Origin of the sequence: Rhodococcus sp. AD45-ID (assembly GCF_003023755.1) — a bacterium.
Taxonomy (GTDB): domain Bacteria; phylum Actinomycetota; class Actinomycetes; order Mycobacteriales; family Mycobacteriaceae; genus Rhodococcus_F; species Rhodococcus_F globerula.
In genome coordinates, this window is the sequence record NZ_PYHL01000003.1 from 588,885 (window position 1) to 610,161 (window position 21,277).

The following is a 21,277-nucleotide window of genomic DNA, read 5'->3' on the forward strand; positions in this document are numbered from 1 at the left end:
TCTGACTCACGTTGACCAGATAGTAAACACATTAACTAAAATGATGTGACAGGTGCAACCCTTCAGGGGGTGCGGGGTGTGTTGTTAGTTCCGTCCGCGCACGTCGAACTGGCTGCGATTGCTGATCAGTTTGTCCAGGAGCATCACAAGAATCCGCTGCTCAGCTTCGCTGAGGACGCTGACCCACGCGTGTTCGCGCTCGTTCTGCTCGCGAAACGCCTCGACCATCGCGTCTCTGCCCATCTCGGTCAGGTAGAGCTGCACCGAACGGCCGTCGTTCTCGGTAGGGCGACGATCGATCAGGCCGTCGGCCAGCAGTGATTTGGACAGGTTCGACACGGCCGCCCGACTCATTCCAGTGAGCTCGGCAGCGGCTTTCGGCTCGATCGGCCCGGCCAGCCAGGTCACGAACATCAGGCGGAAGGATGACCACGACCAGCCGCGTGGTCGGTGTATCGACGACTCGAGGTCATACGTGACCACGTTGGATGCGCGGTTGAGTGTCAGGAGAACCTCGGTGGCGAGGTGGTGGCGAAAGCCGTGCTCGTCGGACAGTCTTTTGTTCGCCAACTCGATGAACGACCAAAAATTGAGCTCTCCGGCCGTTCCCTGAGTTTCTTCTGCTGCGGCTTCCATGGCGTCACTCTAGCGCGATCAAGAGGCACGTTTGTATATGAATGTACTAAAAAGGCGCGAAGCGCCTGTGCGCCTTTCCGGTAGTGCCGACTACCAAAAAGGCGCACAGGGGGGCGGAGCCCCCTACAACTCCGCTCGCACCAGCTTTGCCGCCTCGACGAGGTTACGCAGCGACGCTTCTACCTCGACCGGACCTCGTGTCTTCAAGCCGCAGTCAGGATTGACCCACAACCGTTCCACCGGGACAGCCTCGAGTGCTTCACGCAGCGAGCCGGCAATCTCGTCGACGCTCGGCACCCGCGGAGAGTGAATGTCGTACACACCGGGGCCGACGCCAAGGTCGAACCCGACGGCGCTGAGGTCGTCCAAAACCTCCATGTGCGAGCGGGCCGCCTCGATCGAGGTGACATCGGCATCCAGTCCCGCGATCGCGCCGATCACGGCACCGAACTCCGAGTAGCAGAGATGGGTGTGGATCGCCGTGGAATCCGCGACGCCCGACGTTGCCAGTCGGAACGACCCGACCGACCAGTCCAGGTATGCCGACTGATCGGCGGCCCGCAACGGGAGCAGCTCACGAAGTGCGGGCTCGTCTACCTGGATGATGCCGATGCCGGCAGCCTGTAGGTCGACGGTTTCGTCCCGAATCGCCAGTGCAACCTGATTGGCGGAGTCGGCAAGTGGCTGATCGTCACGCACGAACGACCACGCCAGAATCGTGACCGGTCCCGTGAGCATCCCCTTGACCGGTTTGTCGGTCAGTGACTGCGCGTAGGTGATCCAGTCGACTGTCATCGGCTTCGGCCGGGAGACATCGCCGTAAAGGATCGGCGGACGTACACAGCGTGTTCCGTACGACTGCACCCAACCGTTCGCGGTCGCGAAGAATCCCTCGAGCTGTTCGGCGAAGTACTGGACCATGTCGTTGCGTTCGGGTTCTCCGTGCACGAGCACGTCCAGGTGCAACTTCTCTTGGAGCGCAACCACATCCGCGATCTCGGCGCGCATGCGCGAGATGTATTCGCCTCCGTCGATCTCGCCCTTGCGCAATGCCGCACGAGCCACCCGAATCTTGGATGTCTGCGGGTACGAACCGATAGTGGTGGTCGGAAGGGGAGGAAGCGACAGCAATTCGGCCTGAGCTTTACGGCGCTCTGCTGCCGGTGCGCGGTTGGTCGCCGAATTCAGCACGGCTTCAAGACGCCCACGCACGCGTGCGTCGTTGAGTCGCTTGTCGTCCCTGCGAGTCGACGCGGCGGCGCGAGCGAGGCCGAATTCGTCCTCGACGGATTCGCGACCCTGGGTCAGTGCGGTCGCAAGTGTTGCCACTTCCCGCACCTTTTCGGCGCCGAATGCAAGCCACGAGCGAAGGGCTTTGTCGAGATCAGGTTCCTGCGAGAGTGAGTACGGAACGTGCAGGAGTGAGCACGACGTGGAGACGGCAAGCCTCTCGACGCTGCCGAGCAGCCCGCCAAGCGTGGACAGCGCCGAATCCAGGTCCGTTCGCCAGATGTTACGGCCGTCGACAACTCCGGCGACTACCAATTTTCGGGCGAGGTCTGTGACGGAACCTATCGAATCATGTCCTGCGACAAGGTCGATCGCAAAACCGTCGACTGCGGTGGACGCCAGGGCGGGCAGTGCATCGCCCAACGAGCCGAAGTATGACGCCAGCAAAATTGCCGGTCGGTTCGACAACAACGAAAGCTGTTCGTAGAGCGACCGCGCGGCCTCGATCTCCTCGTCGGTGCGGTCGCCGACGAGCGCCGGTTCGTCGATCTGTACCCACGTGGCCCCGGCTTCGGCAAGCTTGCCGAGAAGGTCCGCGTACAGCGGAACCAGTTCATCGGTCCGCGTCAGAAGAGGTTCTTCGGTTCCGACAGCCTTCGAGAGGAGAAGGAACGTGACGGGTCCGATAACAACCGGGCGAGCGGGAATTCCGTCGGCGAGTGCTTCCGCCAGTTCGCCGAGCACCTTGGAGGCGTCGAGCGCGAAAGTCGTCGACGGTGAAATCTCGGGGACCAGATAGTGGTAATTGGTATCGAACCACTTCGTCATCTCGAGCGGTGCGATGGTGTCGGTGCCGCGTGCGGCCGCAAAATAGCGGTCCAACGGATCGGCGACGGAGGCGACCCGCTCGGGCAACGCCCCGAGAAGCACTGCCGTGTCGAGCATCTGGTCGTAGAAGGAAAAAGTGTTGACCGGGATGGAGTCGAGACCCTGGTCACGAAGGTCGGCCAAGCCCTGCCGACGGAGGTCACGAGCTACTCGCGCCAAGGCGTCGGCGTCGATACGCCCCGCCCAGTAGCTTTCGATGGCCCGCTTGAGTTCGCGATGAGGACCGATGCGCGGAGAGCCCAGCACGGTCGCGGTGAATGTTGTTGTCACGGAGTTTCTCCAGATTGCCATTGCACTGATGGCCACTGCCGGCAGACGGGTACACCTCATGAGGCCGCGATCAAACATGCGACCACTTCTCGAGATCTACGCGCCCATTCCACGAGGCGGTGGACCGTCGGGCACGGCGTGCCCGACACAGTCGGCAGGTCTTCGGACTCGCGGGCTCTCGATCGTGGTGATCGAACCTACTGGCCGTCGCTTCCCAGGCAAGATGCCCAGTGCATGTAGACGGCGGTCGTTCCTGCTTACCGCTGCGGGACAGTCCCGGATTTTCACCGGGTTCCCTCTCGCTCCGTCAGCCTGGGCTGACGGAGCTTCGACGCCAGGAACGGTCTTCGGGGCTCCTCATGACCGCGCCGGGCGAACCAGCTGCGTTGCCCAGCATAGGGCCACGAGCGTCGGAGCAGGAAAAGGAGTGCCTGTATGCCTTCTGTCGACGGGCTAGGCGCGCCACGAGTACGAGTTGGAGTCGGGAGGGACGCGGGGAAGATTTTCCGATGATCGGAGATTTTCTGCCATTTCGACAAGCAGGGCCTGTGATGCCGGAGAAAGGTCGACGACCCGGGACGTGAGATTGCGTAGGCGATCATTGTGAAGCTGTGCGAGCAGAATATGGTCGGAATCGCCGCTTGCAAGAAATGGCACTTCTTGGTCGGGGTTGAAAAAATAGTCCGGAGTCACTTCGAAGAATCGGGCGAGGGCGGAGACAACTTCGGGTGAGGGATTGGTTCGGACACCCGTGCGGAGTTGCGACAAGTAGGGAGTCGAGATGCGACAACCGTCTTCGGTCATGCTGCGCACAACCATGGCGTTGGTGACGTGATTGGGGGCGGACTCGAACAGCGCATTCAATCGTTGGCTGAATCTCGCCATGAGCCTTCCCCCTGTGTTGTCCGCTCAACCATCTGATAACTGGTAGGTAACCAAAGGTGGGTCGGTACTCCGCTACTTGGTTCCGCAACGTGTTGCTGTGGAACCAGGTAACAGGATACGTGAAGATTTGGGTCAGAACTGCAGGCGGGAGAGGGATTGGCATTAATTGCGACGGAATTGCCGGATACGGGACTCTATGTGGGGACCCTGCTCTTCTTATAACCAACCGTTGGATTCGGCGATTCGGGCAGATTCTCCGCGCGTTGCACCACCGGTCTTCCCCATCGCGGACGACAGGTGATTGCGAACGGTGCCGGCTGACAGGAATAGCTCGGCGGCGATAGCTGCAACGGGTGCGCCGGCCTTCGCGGCGCGCAGTACTTCGGTTTCGCGGTCGGTCAGCGGAGATTCGCCGCTGACAAGGCTGTCTGCCGCCAATGTGGGATCTACGACGCGCAACCCCGCATGAACGCGTCGCACCGCGTCGGCGAGTTGCCGCGCCGGGGTGTCCTTGACGACAAAACCGGTGGCCCCGGCGTGCATTGCCTTGCGAAGAAATCCTGGCCGCCCGAAGGTTGTCACGATCAGCACGCGTGTCTGTGGGAGCGCTTCCAGCAACGCCGACGTGGCAGCGATCCCGTCCATCCCCGGCATCTCCACGTCCAGTAGCGCAACGTCGGGGCGGTGTTCCATAGCTGTCGCAACAACCTCGTCGCCTCGACCAACTTCCGCGACCACGGTCAGATCGGTTTCGAGATCGAGGAGCGCCGCCAGGGCGCCGCGAACCAATGCCTGGTCGTCGGCGAGTAGTAGCCGAATGCTCACGTGTTCTCCTGTTCATGGACCTGCAGTGAAAAGCCCTGGTGCGCGGCGCTGTTGATGGTCAGTCGGGCTCCCGCCGCTGCGGCGCGTTCACGCAGTCCGGTCAACCCGTTGCCGATCGTCGTATTCTCACCGGAGATCCCGTCGTCGACAATTTCGACGCTCTTCTCGTCGATGGTGATGGTGCATTGTGTTGCGGCGCTGTGACGTACGACGTTGGTGACACCTTCCCGAACTGTCCAGGCAAACAACTCCCGCAAGTGTCGCGGGACCATTTCGGTACTGTTCGGGGAATGATCTTCGATGCCGGCGGCACGGAGAGCCTCCCGGGCACGGGCGATCTCGACGGGAAGTGAGATGGTTCGAAAGCCGTCCACGGCCGAGCGCACATCAGCCAAAGCGTCTCGGGAAAGCCGTTCGAGATCGTCGAGTTCACTGCGAGCTCGCTCGACGTCGACGTCCAACAATCGGTTGGCCAGTTCGGCTTTGACGGTGATGACGGTGAGCGAATGTCCGAGGATGTCATGGAGATCGCGCGCCATTCGAGCGCGTTCTTCCATGACGGCACGCAGTTCCTGTTCTTCTCGTTCGTGGACCATCGCAATATTGCGTCTGATGAGGGACATGACGCCCCACGTGGCAAACGCGGCGGCGCACACTCCGAGTGACAGGCCCGAATAGTTTCCCCATCCGGCGCTGACACTGACGATTTCCACCGAAGCGGCAATGGCCAAGGTGAGAATGCCGCCGGCCACGGTCGGAAGCATTGTGACGGCCGTGACCGCGAGGTAGGGCGCAGTTGCGAGACCGGTTGGCCCGACACTGACGATGATCACAGCAGCGAGTGCAGTCAGACCGGCCAACGTGAGTACCGCGCGGCGAACTGTCGGTTCCCCGCTGAGGGTGAGACGGCGCTGCTGTACCCGGGCAAAGGTGTAGAGGTAGAGAGCGCCGAAGGTAAGCGTCGCAAGAATCCCTGCCCAGCCGCGTAATTCGTCGCGAAGGTTCCATCCCTCGATGAGGGGACCACCGAGAAAAATCATCCACACGGCGGCAAACAGAATGCCGAAACGATTCCGTCGCGGCATCGCGGCGGAATCGATTGGGCGAGTGGTCTCCGACAACTACACACGCTCCGTATCTTGTTGGAACCGCCAGATCGCTCCGGCAGCGAAGACGGCGAACCACACCAGAATATTGACGATCCACGTCCAGTGGACGCTATTGCCGGTCAGCGGCGCGTGCGCCAGCGCGTTGATGCCGAACATCGGAGTGAATTGAGCGATGGTCGCCCACACCGAACCATCCTGGAGCGGAACAAACAGGCCGCCGCCGAATGCCAGCAGTGCGAGCCCGGGACCGAGCAGTTGCATGACGTTCTCACTCGGCAGCAGGTATCCCATGAACAGGCCGAAGGCCGCGAAGATCGACGATCCGAGCCAAGCGATCAATGCCGTTGTGAACCACAATGATCCGTCCATCTGAGCAGAGGTGAACGAGCCGACAACATAGACAACGAGGATCGACGCGAGACCGAGCAGCATGGCCATGATCAATTTGACGGCGATGTAGGCGACCGGAGTCAACGGTGTCAGCCGAAGTTGCCTGCTCCACCCGGATGCCCGCTCGATCGACACCATCGCGCCGCCGCTGGTGGTTGCGAGCATCGCGCCGTACAACGCCATGCTGATCATGATGTACGCCGCGACGTTGCCATGCCCGATGTCATGAGCGTCGTCGCTTTCCCCCAACCCGAAGACCAGGTAGAAGACCACCGGCATGACAAGTGTGAAGAGCATCGTGCGCCGATTACGGGTCAGGCGACGCAGTTCCAAACGCAGCAAGGTCGTGTTGAACCCGCCCAGTGGTACGACGGTTCGTTCTGTTGCAGTGGTCATCACTTCTGTCCTTCGGAGTTGTTCGACGTGAGTGCGATGAAGGCGTCTTCGAGTCCGCGCGAGACGATTTCGAGATCGCGGGCCGCTGTGTTGTTCAGGAGGAACCGTGCGACAGCATCGGTGTTGCCTGAGTGCACCGTCAGTGCCTCGCCGCGCAGTTCGACGGCATCCGAGTGCGGTATCGCGCGTAGAAGTTCGTCGGTCAGGCCAGGAACCCGCGCGTGCAGGGTTCGTCCGGACGCCATGGCTTTGACCTCGGCGGTGGTTCCGTCGGCCACGATAGTTCCTTGCCGGACCAGAATGATGCGGTCGGCGTAGACGTCTGCTTCTTCGAGGTAGTGCGTCGCAAACAGAACGGTGCGTCCTTGATCCGCGTCGGCTCGGATGGCCGACCAGAAGTCCCGGCGCCCTTCGACATCCATGCCGGTGGTCGGTTCGTCGAGGATGAGAAGTCTCGGGTCCGACAGGAGGGCCATCGCAAATCTCAGGCGCTGCTGTTGCCCGCCGGAGCACTTGCTGACGAGTCGGCCGGCGATGTCGAGGATTCCGGCGCGGCGCAGGACTTCGTCGACGGGGCGAGGGTGTGCGTACAGACTCGCCGTCAGTTGCACCGTCTCGGCAACTGTCAGTTCTTTGAGTAGTCCGCCGCTCTGCATGACCGCGGAGACCAGTCCGCGGGCTATCGCTGCGCGCGGCGCCATCCCGAAGACGCTCACGTCACCGGATGTCGGCTTCGACAGGCCGAGAATCAAGTCGATGGTGGTGGTTTTTCCGGCGCCGTTCGGGCCGAGAAACGCCACTATTTCACCGGGGCGAATACTCAGGTCGATGCCGTTGACTGCGCCCACATCGCCGAAGCGCTTGTGAAGTCCGGTCAATCGAATGGCGTCGTGTGCTCGTCCGTCAACGGGTGGATGCAGTGCCTGTGCTGAGGTCATACCTCGAATCTGCCGGTTTTCGGCAGGGGAGCCCTCGTCGATCCGTCATTCTTCGGCCATGACATTTGTCATTGGTTTGGCAGTCGCGGGTTTCGGTGGCTGCTGGCCGAGGCGGGCGAGTACCAGGCCGACGATAATCGCTGCGCCGCCGATGCCTTGGATGACGGTGATGGATTCGCCGACAAGTATCCAGGCTGCGATCACTGCGCACAGGACCTCGGTGAGGGCTACGAGCGACCCGATTGTGGGTCCCAACAACGTGATCGCGGCGATGCCGGTGAGATAGGCGATGACGGTACTGACGACGACCAGAATCACTATCGGCAGCCACACTCCCACAGAATGGCCTGCCACGACGGTGTTCGACGACGAGAATGCAAGGGGGAGTGCGCCGATCACTCCGAGTAGTCCGATGAGCACTGCGCTGACAGTCAGCCCGGACGCTGCGAGCACAACAGGGTGCAGATCGCCGTCGGCCCGTTCGGAAATTACGAAATACACTGCGAGACAGGCAGCTGCTGCCAGTCCCCAAGCGACGCCGACGGCACTGATCTCTGCCGAGCCGAAGACATCGATGACCACGGCCGCGCCTACCAGGGCGATCGCTGCTCCCAGAAGTGTCTGCACGCTCGGCCGTGCGCCCTTGGTGATCCACACCCATCCGATGACGATGATGGGGGCCAGGTACTCGAGAAGAAGCGCAACGCCGACCGAAAGATGTTGCACCGCATTGAAGAAACACAACTGCACTCCGGATATTGCGAACACTCCGTACAGTAATACCGTTCGCGTGTGGGCCGTCACTTGCCGCATACGACGCCACTGGGTTCCCAGTGCAATCACCATCATCACGAGTGCGCCGCCGGCAACGCGCGCGAACACCGCGCCTCCCGGCGACCAACCGGATTCGATGAGAGATTTGGCGAAGGGGCCGGAGACGCCGAAGGTCGCAGCGGACAGTAGAGCGAAGATCAAGCCGTTGCGAGAGTTCACGTCGTCACCCGTCAGGAGTAAAAGCGATTACGATGATGACACTAGGTTGACAATGCTCAGGAGTCAAAGTGAATTTTGCTGATGACACGGAATCGGCGCTCGTCTTCGCTGCGTCGTTGGTGAACACTGCTCGAGGAGGCGGCGAACTTCTGCCTGATCAGGAAGAACTGACTCGATTTCTCGATACGGACAAGTGGACCGGGCGACGCGACGGCACGCAGAGCGAACTCGATGCGGTGCGGACGCTACGTCCACGTCTGCGACAGTTCTGGGAAGTGACCGAAGTAGACGACGCCGTCGCGGTGGTGAACACGCTGCTGGCCGAATCGGGAGCGCAGCCGAGACTCGCCCGGCACGACGATCTCGGGTGGCATCTGCACGTCACGGCGGACGATGCGCCCCTCGTCGATCGGATGGCCGCCGAAGCGGCGATGGGTGTGCTCGATCTGATCCGCACTGGGGAGTTCTCGCGTCTGCAGTGGTGTACCGCTCCTGATTGTGACGCAGTATTCGTGGATCTGTCGCGCAATCGCTCGAAGCGATACTGCGACACCGGAAACTGTGGGAACAGGGCTAATGTCGCGGCATATCGTGCGCGAAAATCCGTTGGCTGACAGGTATATCCGGACAACCGTGCTAATCGAATCTGAAGGGATCGACGATGCATACAGCGGGAATTATCGGAGGCGGTATCGGAGGCTTGGCAACGGCGCTGGCGCTTGCGAATGCGGGCTGGTCGGTCACGGTGTTCGAGCAAACGCCGGTTCTTGCCGAGGTTGGCGCCGGAATCACGTTGTGGCCGAACGCACTTGCCGCACTCGATCACCTTGGAGTGGGCGATGAGATCCGGAGCAGAGCCGCCCCAGGTTGGGTGGGCGGAATACGCAATCGCCAGGGTCGGTGGTTGATGCGGACGAGTGAGGAGAGATTCCGTGCGCTGCACGGCAGTTTTGTCGCCATGCACCGCGGCGATCTGGTCGATGTTCTCCGCACAGCGCTTCCGGAACCGGTGACCTTACGGCTCGGCGGTGCAGTCACAGGGATCGATGTGGGTGGAGCGATTCGTTGTGGTGATCGCCTCGAAGAGTTCGATCTGATCGTCGGCGCCGACGGAATCGACAGCCTGACGCGGCGAACGATGTTCCCTGAGTATCCGGTGCCGCAGTCGCTGGGGGTTCGCGCGTGGAGGTGGATCGTTGATGACTTCGGCAGTGTTGACGTGGGTGGGATCCTCGGCGCAGGAGGAGAATTCGGCATCGTTCCGCTGGGGAACGGGCGGTTGTACGTCTTTGCTGCAGCACGGCTGTCCAAGGGCGCCCCGGACCCGTCGTTGGATGATTTTCTTCACTGGCCGTCACCTGTCCCCGAGCTCATCTCTGCAGTTGTGCCGGAGCGGATTCTTCGCCACGACATCAGAGATCTTCCAGCGCTACCGTCCTTTGTTCGAGACAGCGTTGTGCTCGTGGGTGATGCCGCGCACGCGATGGGGCCGCATCTCGGTCAGGGTGCATGCCAGGCTCTCGAGGATGCTGTCGCGCTCAGTGCTCATGCTCATGACTTGGCGACCTACGACTATCTGCGCACCAAGAGAACGCATCGCCTTCAAAAGCGTTCGCGTCAATCCGCCCGAACAATCCTCACTCGCGGCGTCGGCGCTACGCTCGCTCGCGACCTGGTACTGCGAGCTCTTCCCACCGAGGTGTTTCTTCGCGGTCTGGGATCGAACTTCAGCACTCGACACATGATGTAAAACACCATTGTCGGACCCCAGCTGTGCCCTTTGCTCATGCCGCAGCTGATGAACTGCCCGGATCCTGCGTGGTCGCAGACGGGGCTTTGTGCGGTGACGGATCGTCCCCGTAGGTGTACTCCGTGTTGGTTTGGCCGTTCGCCTTCTGGATGGTCAGTGGCTTGGCGAATTCTCGTGTCCGGACCGGCAATTAACCACCAAAGCGTTGTTGAGTGCCCGGCGCAACGGCGTGGTTGAGGATGAGAAGTGCATGTGCGGGCTTTTTGTCGACGAGTAACCAGCGATGCCGAAGGTCGGCGTCATGCCGTATGAAGTCGCCCGCCTCGAGCTGCCACGAACCTTCGCCTTCGACCTCCACTTCAAGGCTTCCGCTGATCAGGTAGACCGCCGCGAGCCCGCTCGACTGGAACCATTCAGAGATGTGAACCTCGGGTTCGAGTCTGTACTCGGTAACTTCCAAACTCGTGTTGCGGTCGAACAACAACGCGTGGCCGATGGCCGCATCGGGCCTGCTCGACACCGGCACGGGGCTACCGCTTCCGGCGCGGACGATCGCTACTCGGCTCGGTGAGCCCAAGGGGCTGGGCATGAGCTCTCCGGGGGCGACGTTAAGGACTGTGGCAAGACGGTAGATCGTGACCATCGAGGGCATGCTCAACCCGCGCTCCACATGGCTCAGGAACGGTTGGCTGATGCCGGCGCTAGAGGCCAGTGCCCTCATCGAGAGCCCCGCGGCCTCTCGCCGAGTCCGCACCGCGGCACCGATCGCCACAGCCAACTCGGTCTCATCGTCGGTGGTCTGCGTCATTAACAACTCCGTAACACCCAGTATAGCTGCAGGAAATACTCATGGCCCATTTTGATAGTTGTCAGCTATCGCTTCGTCACTTCCACTTCAGTATGGAGTCTAAAGATGTCCGTTCACTCCACCGATCAACCCGTTAGTAGTGAGTCTCCATCGGAAGCCGGATCTTCGCGATTCACGATCGAGCAACGAGGCATCGACCATGTGCCGGCGAGTGAACGCCATGGCTCGGTGCGATCGGTGGCGCTGATGTGGAGCGGCGCGATGATGAACGTCACCGGCATCGTCTTCGGCGCCCTCCTCGTATTACTCGGTCTGAACCTCTGGCAAGCAGTCGCAGCGGTTCTGATCGGTAACGCGACATGGATCATCACCGGTTTGTGTTCGCTGCCCGGGCCGGCTGCCGGCACCACCACGTTCGCCGCGAGCCGCGCTCCCTTCGGGCGCAACGGAAATCGACCGATTGCATTCTGCAACTGGATAATGCAGATCGGTTACGAGTCACTCGATCTGGTGTTGATGTTTCTGGCTACGTCGGTTCTCCTCGGTCAGGCCGGGATCGATTTGGGCACTCCGCTCGAGGTCGTCGTCATCTTGGGCTTGGCGGTTACGCAGAGCATTCTGCCTATCTTCGGCCTGTCGGTGATCATGAAGGCGATTCGAATCCTGTTGATCCCGTTCACTGTGCTGTTCGCGGTGCTGGTTGTGCTCGTGTTCGACTCCGTGGATGTCCAGACGGGCACGGCCTCCGGTGGCACCGCCTTGTTCTTCGCCGGTGTCGCGGTGGCGGCGTCAGGAAGCGGTCTGGGATGGACACCGAACGCCGCCGACTATGCCCGATATCTGCCCGAGTCAACCAGTCGCGTTCGCCTGGTGGTGGGCACCGCGATCGGAGGCGCTCTGCCGCAAACCCTGCTGATGCTGCTGGGTGCGGCCGTCGCCACTGCAGTCCCAGACGCCGTCGATCCCATCAGCGGACTACCGTCGGCTCTGCCGTCGTGGTTCCTGACTCCCTATCTTCTTGTGGTCCTGCTACAGCTCACCGCGCTCAATGCGATCAACCTCTATTCCTCGGGAATGACACTGCAGGCGATGGGTATTCGAATCAGTCGTTGGCAAGCCGTCGTCGTCGATGCCGTTGTCTGCGCGATCGTCGCGATCGTCGTGACGTTCTCCGGCGACTTCAACACATTGCTTGGGAACTTCCTGCTCTTCATGATCGTCTGGTTCGCACCGTGGGCGGCGATCATGGTCGTCGACTATTTCCTGCGCTCGGGCCGGTACGACATAGCGTCACTATCCGATGACGGCGGCCGGTATCGCCGGGTTCTCGGCTTCAATCCGGCCGGCGTCACTGCCCAGGTCGCCGGCATGATCGCGGCATTGCTCTGCATCAACACCACGGTCTTCACCGGCCCCATCTCCAAGGCATTCGACGGCGCCGACCTCAGTGTGCCAGCCGGCCTGGTGGTCGGGGCGCTGACCTACTGGGCGCTGGCACGCACATCAACCCGTAACGAGAGCACAGTCACCGAAAGGCTCAGCGCATGAACACCATTCCCCTCGTCGATCTCGAACAGTGGCGCACCGGATCCTCCTTGCAGCGTGCGAAGCTGAGCGAACGTGTCGACCAGGCCCTGCAAGGGTCCGGATTCCTGTTGATCTCGGGCCATGGAATCGATCCTGAACTCCGCGCGCAGATTCGGGCCGCCGGATCGGCGTTCTTCACCAGCGGCCCGGCGACCAAACATCGATACCGGACCCACGTCGGTGGGCGGGGGTGGATCCCCTCGGGTGCCGAAGCCAACGCTTTCGTCGAAGAGACTCCGGGTCCAGCCGACCTCAAGGAGACCTACACGAACGGCTGGGACGACTACTCCACCGGTGACCCCGTGGTCGATAACGAATGGTTCGCGCCCAATGTCTGGCCGACCGAAGTGCCGGAGTTCGAGCGGCTGTGTGCGACGTACACCGAGCAGATGCGTTCCCTGGCAGCAGAATTGCTGACCGTCTTCGCTTCGGCACTGAATCTCGATCCCGACTGGTTCACCTCTCGGACCGACCGCGCACCACATTCGTTCAACCTCAATCGATACCCGGCGATGGCCGAGACCGGGATTGCAATCGACGGCCAATACCGGATCGCGCCGCATACCGATTTCGGGGTCATCACCATACTCGACCGTCAAGCAGGCTACGGCGGGCTCCAGGTCGATACCGGTGACGGCAGCTGGGTGAATGCACCGTTCGTCGATGATGCCTTCACCATCAACATCGGTGATCTGATGGCTCGTTGGACGGGCGATCGGTGGCGCTCGACCAGGCACCGGGTATTGCCTCCGTCCGCGCACGACCCCAACGAGGAGTTGATCTCGTTGATCTTCTTCTTCGAAGCCAATCACGATGCGGTGATCGAGTCTTTCGGTCCGCCGATCGGACGAGCGCACGCCTACCAGCCCGTCACGACTGCGGACTACCTTCGCGCCCGGTATTCCGCGATCACCATCTGACGAACGCCCAGACCACCCAACACGCGAGGACGACATCCATCATGGCATTTGCCCGCAACGCCGGAACCGACTTCCAGGTCCCGATCATCGATATCTCGACGTTCACAGGCGGGGCGGATATCGATCGGCAATCAATCGCCCGCCAGGTCGATCTGGCTGCATCCACCGTCGGATTCATGCAGGTGGTCGGGCATGGCATCCAACCGAAAGTGCTCGATCGGTTCACCGCGGCCACCGACGAATTCTTCGCGTTGCCGGAGTCCACCAAACGCAAATACTCCACACCGCCGCACATCAACCGCGGGTACACCCCACCGAGAGCCGAGGCGTTGGCAAACTCTCTCGGGATCATCACCGCCGCAGATCTTTTCGAGGCGTTCAACATCGGCGTCGACCCTGCCGACCACGCCTCACCGGACCTCGATCCCGTCGACTACGCGCCCACCATCTTCCCCAGCGAGACAACCGACTTCGAATCTGCCGTTACCGCTTGGTTCGGCGAGGCCCGACGCGTGGCGCACACCATGGCCGACATCTTCGCCCTGGCTCTGCATCTACCGATCGACTACTTTCGGCAGTTCACCACGCACTCTCTGGATGTACTGCGTATCAACAACTATCAACTGCCCCACCCCGACGTCACCTTGGAGTCCGAGCAGATGGGCATGGGAGCGCACACCGACTACGGTATCGTGACGGTCTTGTGGGCAGATCAGGTGCCAGGACTGGAAATACTTGACAGTCAGCGGGTTTGGCACCCCGTACAGCCCGCCGACGGGGCACTGTTGGTCAACCTGGGCGATGCGCTGGCCCGCTGGACCAACGATCGCTGGATCTCCACCATGCACCGGGTAGCGCCGCCACGCGTCGACGGCCGGCTCGTGCCGCGACGCTCGGCGGCCTTCTTCCACGACGGCAACCCCGAGACGGTCATCGCGTGCCTGCCGGGTTGCACCGGTCCCGGCAATCCACCGCGATATGAGCCGGTGACGGTCAAAGAGCACATAACCGCCAAGCTCCGCGGGTCCCGGGGGCGGGAACCGAATCCCCATGCGATCCGGGAGGCCGCTCGCCTCACTGGCAGTACATCATGAGTAGCACATTCACCGTTGCCACCCTTCCGAAGATCGAATTGCACTGTCACCTCGAAGCCGCCCTGCCGATCAGCCTCGTCTACCTTCTTGCGCAGCGGAACTCACTGAACCACTTGCTTGCGCCGGCGCTGGGTGCCTACCAGAGCGTCGCCGACATCGACGACTACCTGAAGGGCTACGACGCCACCGCCCATCTCCTGCGCACAGCAGGCGACTTTGCCGAAGCCGTCGACACGTACTTGCATTCGGTGGCTCAGCAGGCCGTCCGATACGTCGAAATCTTCTGGAGCCCCATGGTCCATCTCGACGACGCGGTGCCCTACCGCACCCAACTCGCCGGCATCATCGACGGCATCGAACACTCCACCTCCGGCGTCAACTGTCGCCTGATCCCGGCCATCGACCGCTCCCGCTCACCCGCCGAAGCCGCCCAAGTGGTCGATTACATCATTGAGTGCAACAACGACCTCGTGGTCGGAGTCGGCCTGGACTACGATGAAACCCTGGGCCCCGCAGATACTTTCATCGAGCCATTCGCTCGCATACGACGCGCAGGACTACGCGCCACAAGTCATGCCGGCGAAACCGCCGGGTCCGACAGCATCCTGGACAGCATCGACCTGCTTGGCTGCAGCCGCATCGACCACGGATACGCAATACTGAGCAACGACGACGACCTACAGCGATGCCTCGATGCCGGTGTCACTTTCACCGTCAGCACTCGCGCGGCCGAACTCTTGAAGACCTGGGGTCTCGAGGTCGCGGGCGCTCCAGCAGACATGTGGCGCCGTGGACTCCGCATCTCACCGGCCACCGACGCGCCCGCACACTTCGGAACAACACTCACCTCCGAGCACTCCATGCTCGAGGCCGCCGGATTGACGGTCGCCGACCTTCACGACATCCAGTTGGCATCGGTCGCCGGTACCTTCCTTGACGAGACCGACCGCCGTACCCTGACTGCCGAACTCAGGACCTGATCCGAGTACGTCGACACGGGACCGTCTGTAACTGGACCGATGCGCACAGCACTAACCGGCGCCGACGCTACGGTCGTGTCGGACCCCGGTTGTACCCTTCGCGCATGCCCACCGCTGATGAACTGCTCGGAGCCTCCGTAGTCGCCGATCTTGCCCTGTGCCTTGAACAAGCGTCGGGACGCACGCGATTGGCCGCTGTTCGCGAGAGCTCATCCGGCTTTGACGGCCTCAGTCTCGGTGAGCGCACTCGTGTGGTGCGAGACGCGATGATGTCCGACCTAGCCGAGGAGTTTCCGCGCTTTGCCGAGGTAATCCGGCTGGCGTTGCGCGACGAGGCCTTTGCGGGCTGGATGATCTGGCCGGTCACGGAAGCTGTTGCAGTGATCGCCACGCGCAGTGGCCGAAATACAGATTTCGACGACGGTATGGCGCTACTCGCCGAACTGACCTCGCGTCTGACGAGCGAATTTGCGATCCGGACCTTTCTCGACGCGAATCCCGCGCGAGCGCTGGAGATCGCTCTCGGATGGACCGATCACCAGGACGAGCATGTTCGACGCCTCGCCAGTGAGGGCACCCGGATGCGTCTGCCCTGGGGTAGGCGGGTGAAGGCGTTGACGGAGCACCCGGAGTCCACGGTCTCGATTCTCGACGCGCTGTACCGCGACGACTCGGAATACGTGCGGAGATCTGTCGCCAATCATCTCAACGACCTCAGTCGCGCGGACGCTGCAATGGCGGTATCGATCGCCAAGCGTTGGCTCGGTGATCCCGACGCGGCTACGCCCAAAGTGGTTCGCCATGCACTGCGCAGCCTGGTGAAAGCCGGCGACGTCGATGCGTTGGCTCTGCTGGGCTTTGCGGCACCCACGGATATCGTGATCTCGGACTTTGTGATCGATCGCGACGCTGTCGATCTGGGCGGAGACATCGCATTCGGTTTTGCGGTGAGTAACAACGGCGGTGAGTCCGTGACTGTGGCAATCGACTACATAGTCCATCACGTCAAGGCCAACGGACTCACCAGTCCGAAGGTGTTCAAGCTGACCACGCGCTCTCTCGAGCCCGGTGCCAGCGCGAAGGTAGCCAAGCGGCATTCCTTCAAGCCGATCAGCACGCGGCGGTATTACGCCGGTACTCATTCCGTCGAGTTACAGATCAACGGAGTTACACAGGGTCTGAGATCTTTTCAGCTCCAAGTCGCTGCGGACGATAACTGACCGAGGGATAGCCGTCGTCGGGGTCGATCGTGACTTTTGCCCGGACTCGGTAGACCTGTTCGACCAGTTCCTCGGTCAGCACTTCGGTCGGTGTACCAGACGCAACCACCCGTCCGCGTTCGAGCACCACAAGACGGTCGCAGAACATCGCCGCCACGTTGAGGTCATGCAGCGCAATGTAACTGGTCACCGGAAGCGTCGACACCAGTGACAGGATGTCGAGTTGGTGTGAGATGTCGAGGTGGTTGGTCGGCTCGTCGAGCAGCAGCACGTCCGGTTGCTGAGCCAGTGCGCGGGCGATCTGCGCGCGTTGGCGTTCCCCGCCGGACAGCGTGTGCCACAAGCGTCGTCGCATCGACGTCATGCCGGTATCGGCGAGTGCCTGGTCTATTGCGTCGTCGTCGGCTTCCTCGCCGGAACCGAACAGTGTGCGGTGTGGAATGCGGCCGAGCCTCACGACGTCGAGCACGCTGATGTCGACCTCGGTGTGGGCGTGCTGATCGACCACCGCGATCTTCCGGGCAACGGTGCGTCGGCGAACGTTGCTGATGCTGGTGCCGCCCAGCGTGACATCGCCCGAGTCAGGAGACGTGACTCCAGCCAGGATGCTGATGAGTGAGGACTTCCCGGACCCGTTGGGGCCGAGGATCCCGATGGTGTCACCCGGTTGCGCGGCGACGCTCACCCGATCGAGGATCAGGTTCTTTCCGCGGTGCCACACGATGTCGTGTGCTGCGAGGCTCATGCGCTTCTCCTCATGCGGAACAGGATGACCGCAAATGCGGGGACGCCGATCAAGGCCGTCACAACACCGACCGGAATCTCCTGGGGCGCAAACGCAGTACGCGCGATGGCATCCACCCACACCATGAAAATCGCACCGATCAGCGCCGTGGCAGGGAGTAAACGGCTGTGTCTCGAACCGACCAGAAACCGGGCCGCATGCGGAAGCACCAGTCCCACAAAACCTATCGCCCCGGCAGCGCTGACCAATGCGGCCGTGATCAGCGCGGTGATGGTGAGAAGGAGCAGCCGAACGCGCTGCACCGGGATTCCGAGCGTCGCGGCGGCGTTGTTGCCGAAAGTGAAGGCGTCCAACGCCGGTGCCTGGGCGAGACACACAAGGATTCCGACGGCTACCACTGCGCCACACAGAACTACGTCCGTCCAGCCGGCACCGGCCAACGAACCGAGAAGCCAGAACAAGACGCCTCGGGTCTGCTCGGCGTCGGCGGAGGAAATGACGATGAACGACGTGAGTGCCGAGAACAATTGTGTGCCTGCAACACCTGCCAAGACCACGCGGGACGTGCCACCGCCTGCGCCCGCAGCAAGCAGCATCACCAGGCCGAACGAGACGACGGCCCCGGCAAATGCACCGGCGGACAGCGAGATAACGCCGCCGCCGATGCCGAGCACCGCGATCATCACCGCACCGGTCGAAGCCCCGGACGAAATTCCGAGAACAAAAGGATCGGCCAGTGGATTACGGAGCAGCGACTGCATGATGACGCCGCACAATGCGAGCCCAGCACCGCACACTGCAGCCAAGAGTGTTCGGGGAAGCCGCAATTCCCAGACTATGCCGTCCTTGATGCGGCTGACGCCGGACGATCCGACACCCCAATGCTCGAGCACTACGGCGTAGACGTCGCGAACCGACAGATTAGCCGGGCCGATCGTGATCGCCAGCGCGATCGAGAATCCGAGAACCACCAAACCGATCAGGAACAGCACTCCCAGAGTTGACCGGGATTCGAGACGCGCAGTGCGCGTGCTCAATTGGCCAAGCCCCAGTCACGCAGCGCGGTAGCGGTCTTCTCGACACCGTCGATCGTGCGGATCGAGGGGTTGAGATCGGCGCCGTTCACAACGATGTACTTCTTGTCCTGCACAGCTTGCAGACGCGAGGTGACAGGGTTGGATTCGAGGAAGGCGATCTTGCTGGCCAGAGCGTCACCGTCGATACTGCGCCGACTCAGGTCCGCGAGCACCAAGGCCGTTGGGTTGCGATCGAGGATGGTTTCCCAACTGACCTGGGGCCATTCGTCCGTCGTATCGGCGAAGATGTTCTCCGCGCCAACAGATTCCGTGATAATTCCGGACGAGCCACAGCAACCAGCCATGTACGGAGTCATGGTGTCGGCAAACCAGAATGCGAGTGAGACCCCGGACGCATCGACGGAATCGGACGCTTTCGCGAATCGATCCTGTAGTTCGGTGACAAACTGCTCACCTCGATCACGCACGTCGAAAATTGCTGCCAAGTCCCGGATTTCCTGGTAGACAGTCTCGATCTTCAACGGTTCGGTGCGAGCGCCGTCCGCATTCGACGCCGAGGACACCTTGCCGTCGCAGCCGTTGTCGGTGGGCGAGAGGTACGTCGGTACGCCGAGCGCGGCGAACTGATCTCGGCTCGCGACGCCGCCCTCGGCAATCGTGGAGGCAAACGAGGCCGATACGAAATCGGGTTCCGTGTCGAGGACAACCTCGAACGACGGTTTGTTGTCGGCAAGGCGCGGGACTCGATTGTTGTCGGCTGCGAGGTTCTCACGAACGGGATCGGTCCACGTCGCGGTGCCGACCATCCGGTCTGCGAGACCGAGGGACAGCAGAATCTCGGTGGAGCCTTGGTTGAGGGAGACCGCACGTGTCGGTGGTGCGTCGATCGTGACTTGTCGACCACAATTGTCGATGGTCAGGGGGTAGTTGGACGAGCTGGCGTCACTCGCGGTGACGGAGTCGTCGGAGGCGCCGCAGCCGGCCAGACCAAACGCGAGAGCCGAGGTGGCAACAACTGCTGATGTGAAGCGCATAAAACGCATGAAGAGGGAACTCCTTGCTCAGGGCTCGATCGCGGAGCCGAGAATTCGCCGTGCTCGATCAGCGAGTATCCGGACTTCGATCCCTCGAGAAGGTTCGTCACCGTTGCGCGTCAGCCCTGGACTTGCACCAGGTTCCCTCGCCGATCGTGGCCGCACGAACGGCCACGTCAACCATAACGAGGTGCTGGTTTCTCCTCGCAAACACAGGGGCGGAATTGACCTCGTCAGCACTCGAGGTATCGTGGCCGACATGCAGCGCGTCTATTTCTGGTTTAGCAGGCCGGCCCCGGGTGGGCCTGCCGGCGTAACCACGCGCTGACAACCTCCACCCAAGAGCCGGATTACAGACCGGCTCGCTGGAGTTCACTTCATCTCTGGGGTCGGCCTGAGAACAGGAAACCGAAACCCCATGACTGTCACCATCGACACCACAGCCACATCGGACAGCCTCGACGATCAGCGCACTGTCAGTATCAGTCCGCTGGTTTCGCCGGCGACCGTCCGAGCTCAGCACGCACCCGACGAGGTCGCGGCCGCAACCGTGCGGACCGGCCGTGCCGACACGATCAACATCCTCAACGGTGACGACGACCGTTTGATCGTTGTTGTCGGACCGTGCTCGGTACACGATCCGGAAGCTGCGATGGACTACGCCCGCCGGTTGGCTGCCAAGGCCGAAGAACTGCGGGACGACCTGCACATCGTCATGCGGGTCTACTTCGAAAAGCCGCGCACCACGCTGGGTTGGAAGGGCCTGCTCAACGATCCCCACCTCGACGGCACCTACGACGTGAACACCGGTCTTGGTATCGGCCGCAAGTTGCTGCTCGACGTGTCGAGCCTCGGTCTGCCCGTCGGCTGTGAGTTCCTCGACCCGATCATGCCGCAGTACATCGCGGACCTGGTCAGCTACGGCGCGATCGGTGCCCGGACCGCTGCGAGCCAGGTGCATCGCCAGCTGTGCAGCGCACTGTCCATGCCCGTCGGAATCAAGAACTCCACCGAAGGCGACGTGCAGGTAGCCGTCGACGGTACCCGCGCTGCGGCAGCGAGCCATGTGTTCCCCGGCACCGACCTCGACGGTCAGGCTGCCTTGATCCGTACGGCTGGTAACCCCGACTGCCACGTCATCCTGCGCGGTGGCAGCGATGGACCGAACTACGACGCTGAGACCGTCGCGGATACCCTTGCCCGCCTGCGCAAGTCGAACCTGCCCGAGCGTGTGGTCATCGACGCGAGCCACGGCAACAGCAGCAAGGATCACGAGCGTCAGGTCATCGTCCTCGACGACATCGCAGCTCGTCTCGCCGGCGGTGAGCAGGGAATCGCGGGTGTCATGTTGGAGAGCTTCATCGAGGCCGGTCGTCAGGACCTGACCTTGGGCAAGGCGGACGAACTCACCTACGGTCAGTCCATCACCGACGCGTGCATCGACTGGTCCACCACGGCAGCGCAGTTGGACCGTCTGGCGCAGGCCGTTGCCAGCCGTAGGGGCTGATGCCCCCGTGCGCCTTTCTGGTAGCGCCAACTACC

20 protein-coding genes and 2 riboswitches are annotated in these 21,277 nt (G+C 62.0%); of the genes, 8 read left to right on the forward strand and 12 right to left on the reverse strand.

Going from position 1 to position 21,277, the window contains the following annotated elements; all coding sequences use genetic code 11:
• Nucleotides 1-84 precede the first annotated feature (84 nt).
• From C7T36_RS26835 to C7T36_RS26870, 8 genes are all read right to left on the reverse strand, one after another.
• The gene (locus C7T36_RS26835) at nucleotides 85-636 is read right to left on the reverse strand and encodes a MarR family winged helix-turn-helix transcriptional regulator (RefSeq protein ID WP_033234025.1); all 552 of its coding nucleotides are present in this window, start codon (nucleotides 634-636) and stop codon (nucleotides 85-87) included.
• 123 nt (nucleotides 637-759) lie between these two features.
• A complete protein-coding gene (metE, locus tag C7T36_RS26840) occupies nucleotides 760-3,024 on the reverse strand; it encodes a 5-methyltetrahydropteroyltriglutamate--homocysteine S-methyltransferase (RefSeq protein ID WP_045069768.1) in 2,265 nt (754 codons plus the stop codon).
• 135 nt (nucleotides 3,025-3,159) lie between these two features.
• Nucleotides 3,160-3,361: riboswitch (cobalamin riboswitch) on the reverse strand.
• 116 nt (nucleotides 3,362-3,477) lie between these two features.
• A complete protein-coding gene (locus C7T36_RS26845) occupies nucleotides 3,478-3,909 on the reverse strand; it encodes a helix-turn-helix domain-containing protein (protein WP_045068905.1) in 432 nt (143 codons plus the stop codon).
• A gap of 216 nt (nucleotides 3,910-4,125) precedes the next feature.
• Entirely contained in the window at nucleotides 4,126-4,734 is a 609-nt protein-coding gene (locus C7T36_RS26850) for a response regulator transcription factor (protein ID WP_045068907.1), read from the reverse strand.
• Nucleotides 4,731-5,819, reverse strand: coding sequence for a sensor histidine kinase (locus C7T36_RS26855; RefSeq protein ID WP_045069770.1), 1,089 nt, complete (start codon nucleotides 5,817-5,819; stop codon nucleotides 4,731-4,733). Before C7T36_RS26855 ends, C7T36_RS26850 begins: the two co-directional genes overlap by 4 nt.
• Before the next feature lie 36 nt (nucleotides 5,820-5,855).
• Nucleotides 5,856-6,629 (reverse strand): ABC transporter permease, encoded by a 774-nt coding sequence (locus C7T36_RS26860; RefSeq protein WP_045068908.1) that lies wholly within the window; start codon nucleotides 6,627-6,629, stop codon nucleotides 5,856-5,858.
• A complete protein-coding gene (locus C7T36_RS26865; protein ID WP_045068910.1) occupies nucleotides 6,629-7,567 on the reverse strand; it encodes an ABC transporter ATP-binding protein in 939 nt (312 codons plus the stop codon). The genes C7T36_RS26860 and C7T36_RS26865 overlap by 1 nt, the downstream gene beginning before the upstream one ends.
• 45 nt (nucleotides 7,568-7,612) lie before the next feature.
• The gene (locus tag C7T36_RS26870; RefSeq protein WP_033234031.1) at nucleotides 7,613-8,560 is read right to left on the reverse strand and encodes a DMT family transporter; all 948 of its coding nucleotides are present in this window, start codon (nucleotides 8,558-8,560) and stop codon (nucleotides 7,613-7,615) included.
• Between the two features lie 68 nt (nucleotides 8,561-8,628).
• Between C7T36_RS26870 and C7T36_RS26875 the strand changes: the two genes are divergently transcribed.
• Nucleotides 8,629-9,174, forward strand: a complete 546-nt coding sequence (locus C7T36_RS26875) for a CGNR zinc finger domain-containing protein (RefSeq protein WP_045068912.1) — start codon at nucleotides 8,629-8,631, stop codon at nucleotides 9,172-9,174.
• A gap of 47 nt (nucleotides 9,175-9,221) precedes the next feature.
• Nucleotides 9,222-10,310 carry an FAD-dependent oxidoreductase gene (locus C7T36_RS26880; protein ID WP_045068914.1) on the forward strand — a complete coding sequence of 363 codons (1,089 nt, stop codon included), beginning with the start codon at nucleotides 9,222-9,224 and terminating at the stop codon, nucleotides 10,308-10,310.
• Nucleotides 10,311-10,500: 190 nt separating this feature from the next.
• On the opposite strand, the gene C7T36_RS26885 is transcribed toward C7T36_RS26880, so the two are convergent.
• Entirely contained in the window at nucleotides 10,501-11,118 is a 618-nt protein-coding gene (locus C7T36_RS26885; RefSeq protein WP_033234034.1) for a helix-turn-helix domain-containing protein, read from the reverse strand.
• Nucleotides 11,119-11,223: 105 nt separating this feature from the next.
• Here C7T36_RS26885 and C7T36_RS26890 point away from each other — a divergent pair, with 105 nt between their 5' ends.
• The 5 genes from C7T36_RS26890 to C7T36_RS26910 all read left to right on the forward strand — a co-directional run bounded on the left by C7T36_RS26890 (nucleotide 11,224) and on the right by C7T36_RS26910 (nucleotide 16,919).
• Entirely contained in the window at nucleotides 11,224-12,666 is a 1,443-nt protein-coding gene (locus tag C7T36_RS26890) for a cytosine permease (protein WP_045068916.1), read from the forward strand.
• Nucleotides 12,663-13,625: an isopenicillin N synthase family oxygenase gene (locus C7T36_RS26895; RefSeq protein ID WP_033234036.1), complete on the forward strand. Its 963-nt coding sequence runs from the start codon at nucleotides 12,663-12,665 to the stop codon at nucleotides 13,623-13,625. Before C7T36_RS26890 ends, C7T36_RS26895 begins: the two co-directional genes overlap by 4 nt.
• A 41-nt stretch (nucleotides 13,626-13,666) precedes the next feature.
• A complete protein-coding gene (locus C7T36_RS26900; protein ID WP_033234037.1) occupies nucleotides 13,667-14,719 on the forward strand; it encodes an isopenicillin N synthase family oxygenase in 1,053 nt (350 codons plus the stop codon).
• Nucleotides 14,716-15,699, forward strand: coding sequence for a hypothetical protein (locus C7T36_RS26905; protein WP_045068918.1), 984 nt, complete (start codon nucleotides 14,716-14,718; stop codon nucleotides 15,697-15,699). Before C7T36_RS26900 ends, C7T36_RS26905 begins: the two co-directional genes overlap by 4 nt.
• Nucleotides 15,700-15,803: 104 nt before the next feature.
• Nucleotides 15,804-16,919 carry a DNA alkylation repair protein gene (locus C7T36_RS26910; RefSeq protein WP_045068920.1) on the forward strand — a complete coding sequence of 372 codons (1,116 nt, stop codon included), beginning with the start codon at nucleotides 15,804-15,806 and terminating at the stop codon, nucleotides 16,917-16,919.
• Here the strand turns inward: C7T36_RS26910 and C7T36_RS26915 are convergent.
• From C7T36_RS26915 to C7T36_RS26925, 3 genes are read right to left on the reverse strand one after another with little or no spacing between them, the layout of a single operon-like run.
• On the reverse strand, nucleotides 16,867-17,664 hold the full coding sequence (locus C7T36_RS26915; protein ID WP_033234040.1) for an ABC transporter ATP-binding protein: 798 nt from the start codon (nucleotides 17,662-17,664) through the stop codon (nucleotides 16,867-16,869). The two genes, C7T36_RS26910 and C7T36_RS26915, sit on opposite strands and share 53 nt — an antisense overlap.
• Nucleotides 17,661-18,701 carry an iron ABC transporter permease gene (locus tag C7T36_RS26920; RefSeq protein WP_033234041.1) on the reverse strand — a complete coding sequence of 347 codons (1,041 nt, stop codon included), beginning with the start codon at nucleotides 18,699-18,701 and terminating at the stop codon, nucleotides 17,661-17,663. Before C7T36_RS26920 ends, C7T36_RS26915 begins: the two co-directional genes overlap by 4 nt.
• Nucleotides 18,698-19,744 carry an ABC transporter substrate-binding protein gene (locus C7T36_RS26925; protein WP_033234042.1) on the reverse strand — a complete coding sequence of 349 codons (1,047 nt, stop codon included), beginning with the start codon at nucleotides 19,742-19,744 and terminating at the stop codon, nucleotides 18,698-18,700. Before C7T36_RS26925 ends, C7T36_RS26920 begins: the two co-directional genes overlap by 4 nt.
• Before the next feature lie 42 nt (nucleotides 19,745-19,786).
• A riboswitch (cobalamin riboswitch) is annotated at nucleotides 19,787-19,923 on the reverse strand.
• Nucleotides 19,924-20,153: 230 nt separating this feature from the next.
• On the opposite strand from C7T36_RS26925, the gene C7T36_RS26930 reads away from it, so the two are divergent.
• A complete protein-coding gene (locus C7T36_RS26930; RefSeq protein ID WP_033234043.1) occupies nucleotides 20,154-21,242 on the forward strand; it encodes a 3-deoxy-7-phosphoheptulonate synthase in 1,089 nt (362 codons plus the stop codon).
• The last annotated feature ends 35 nt before the right edge of the window (nucleotides 21,243-21,277 follow it).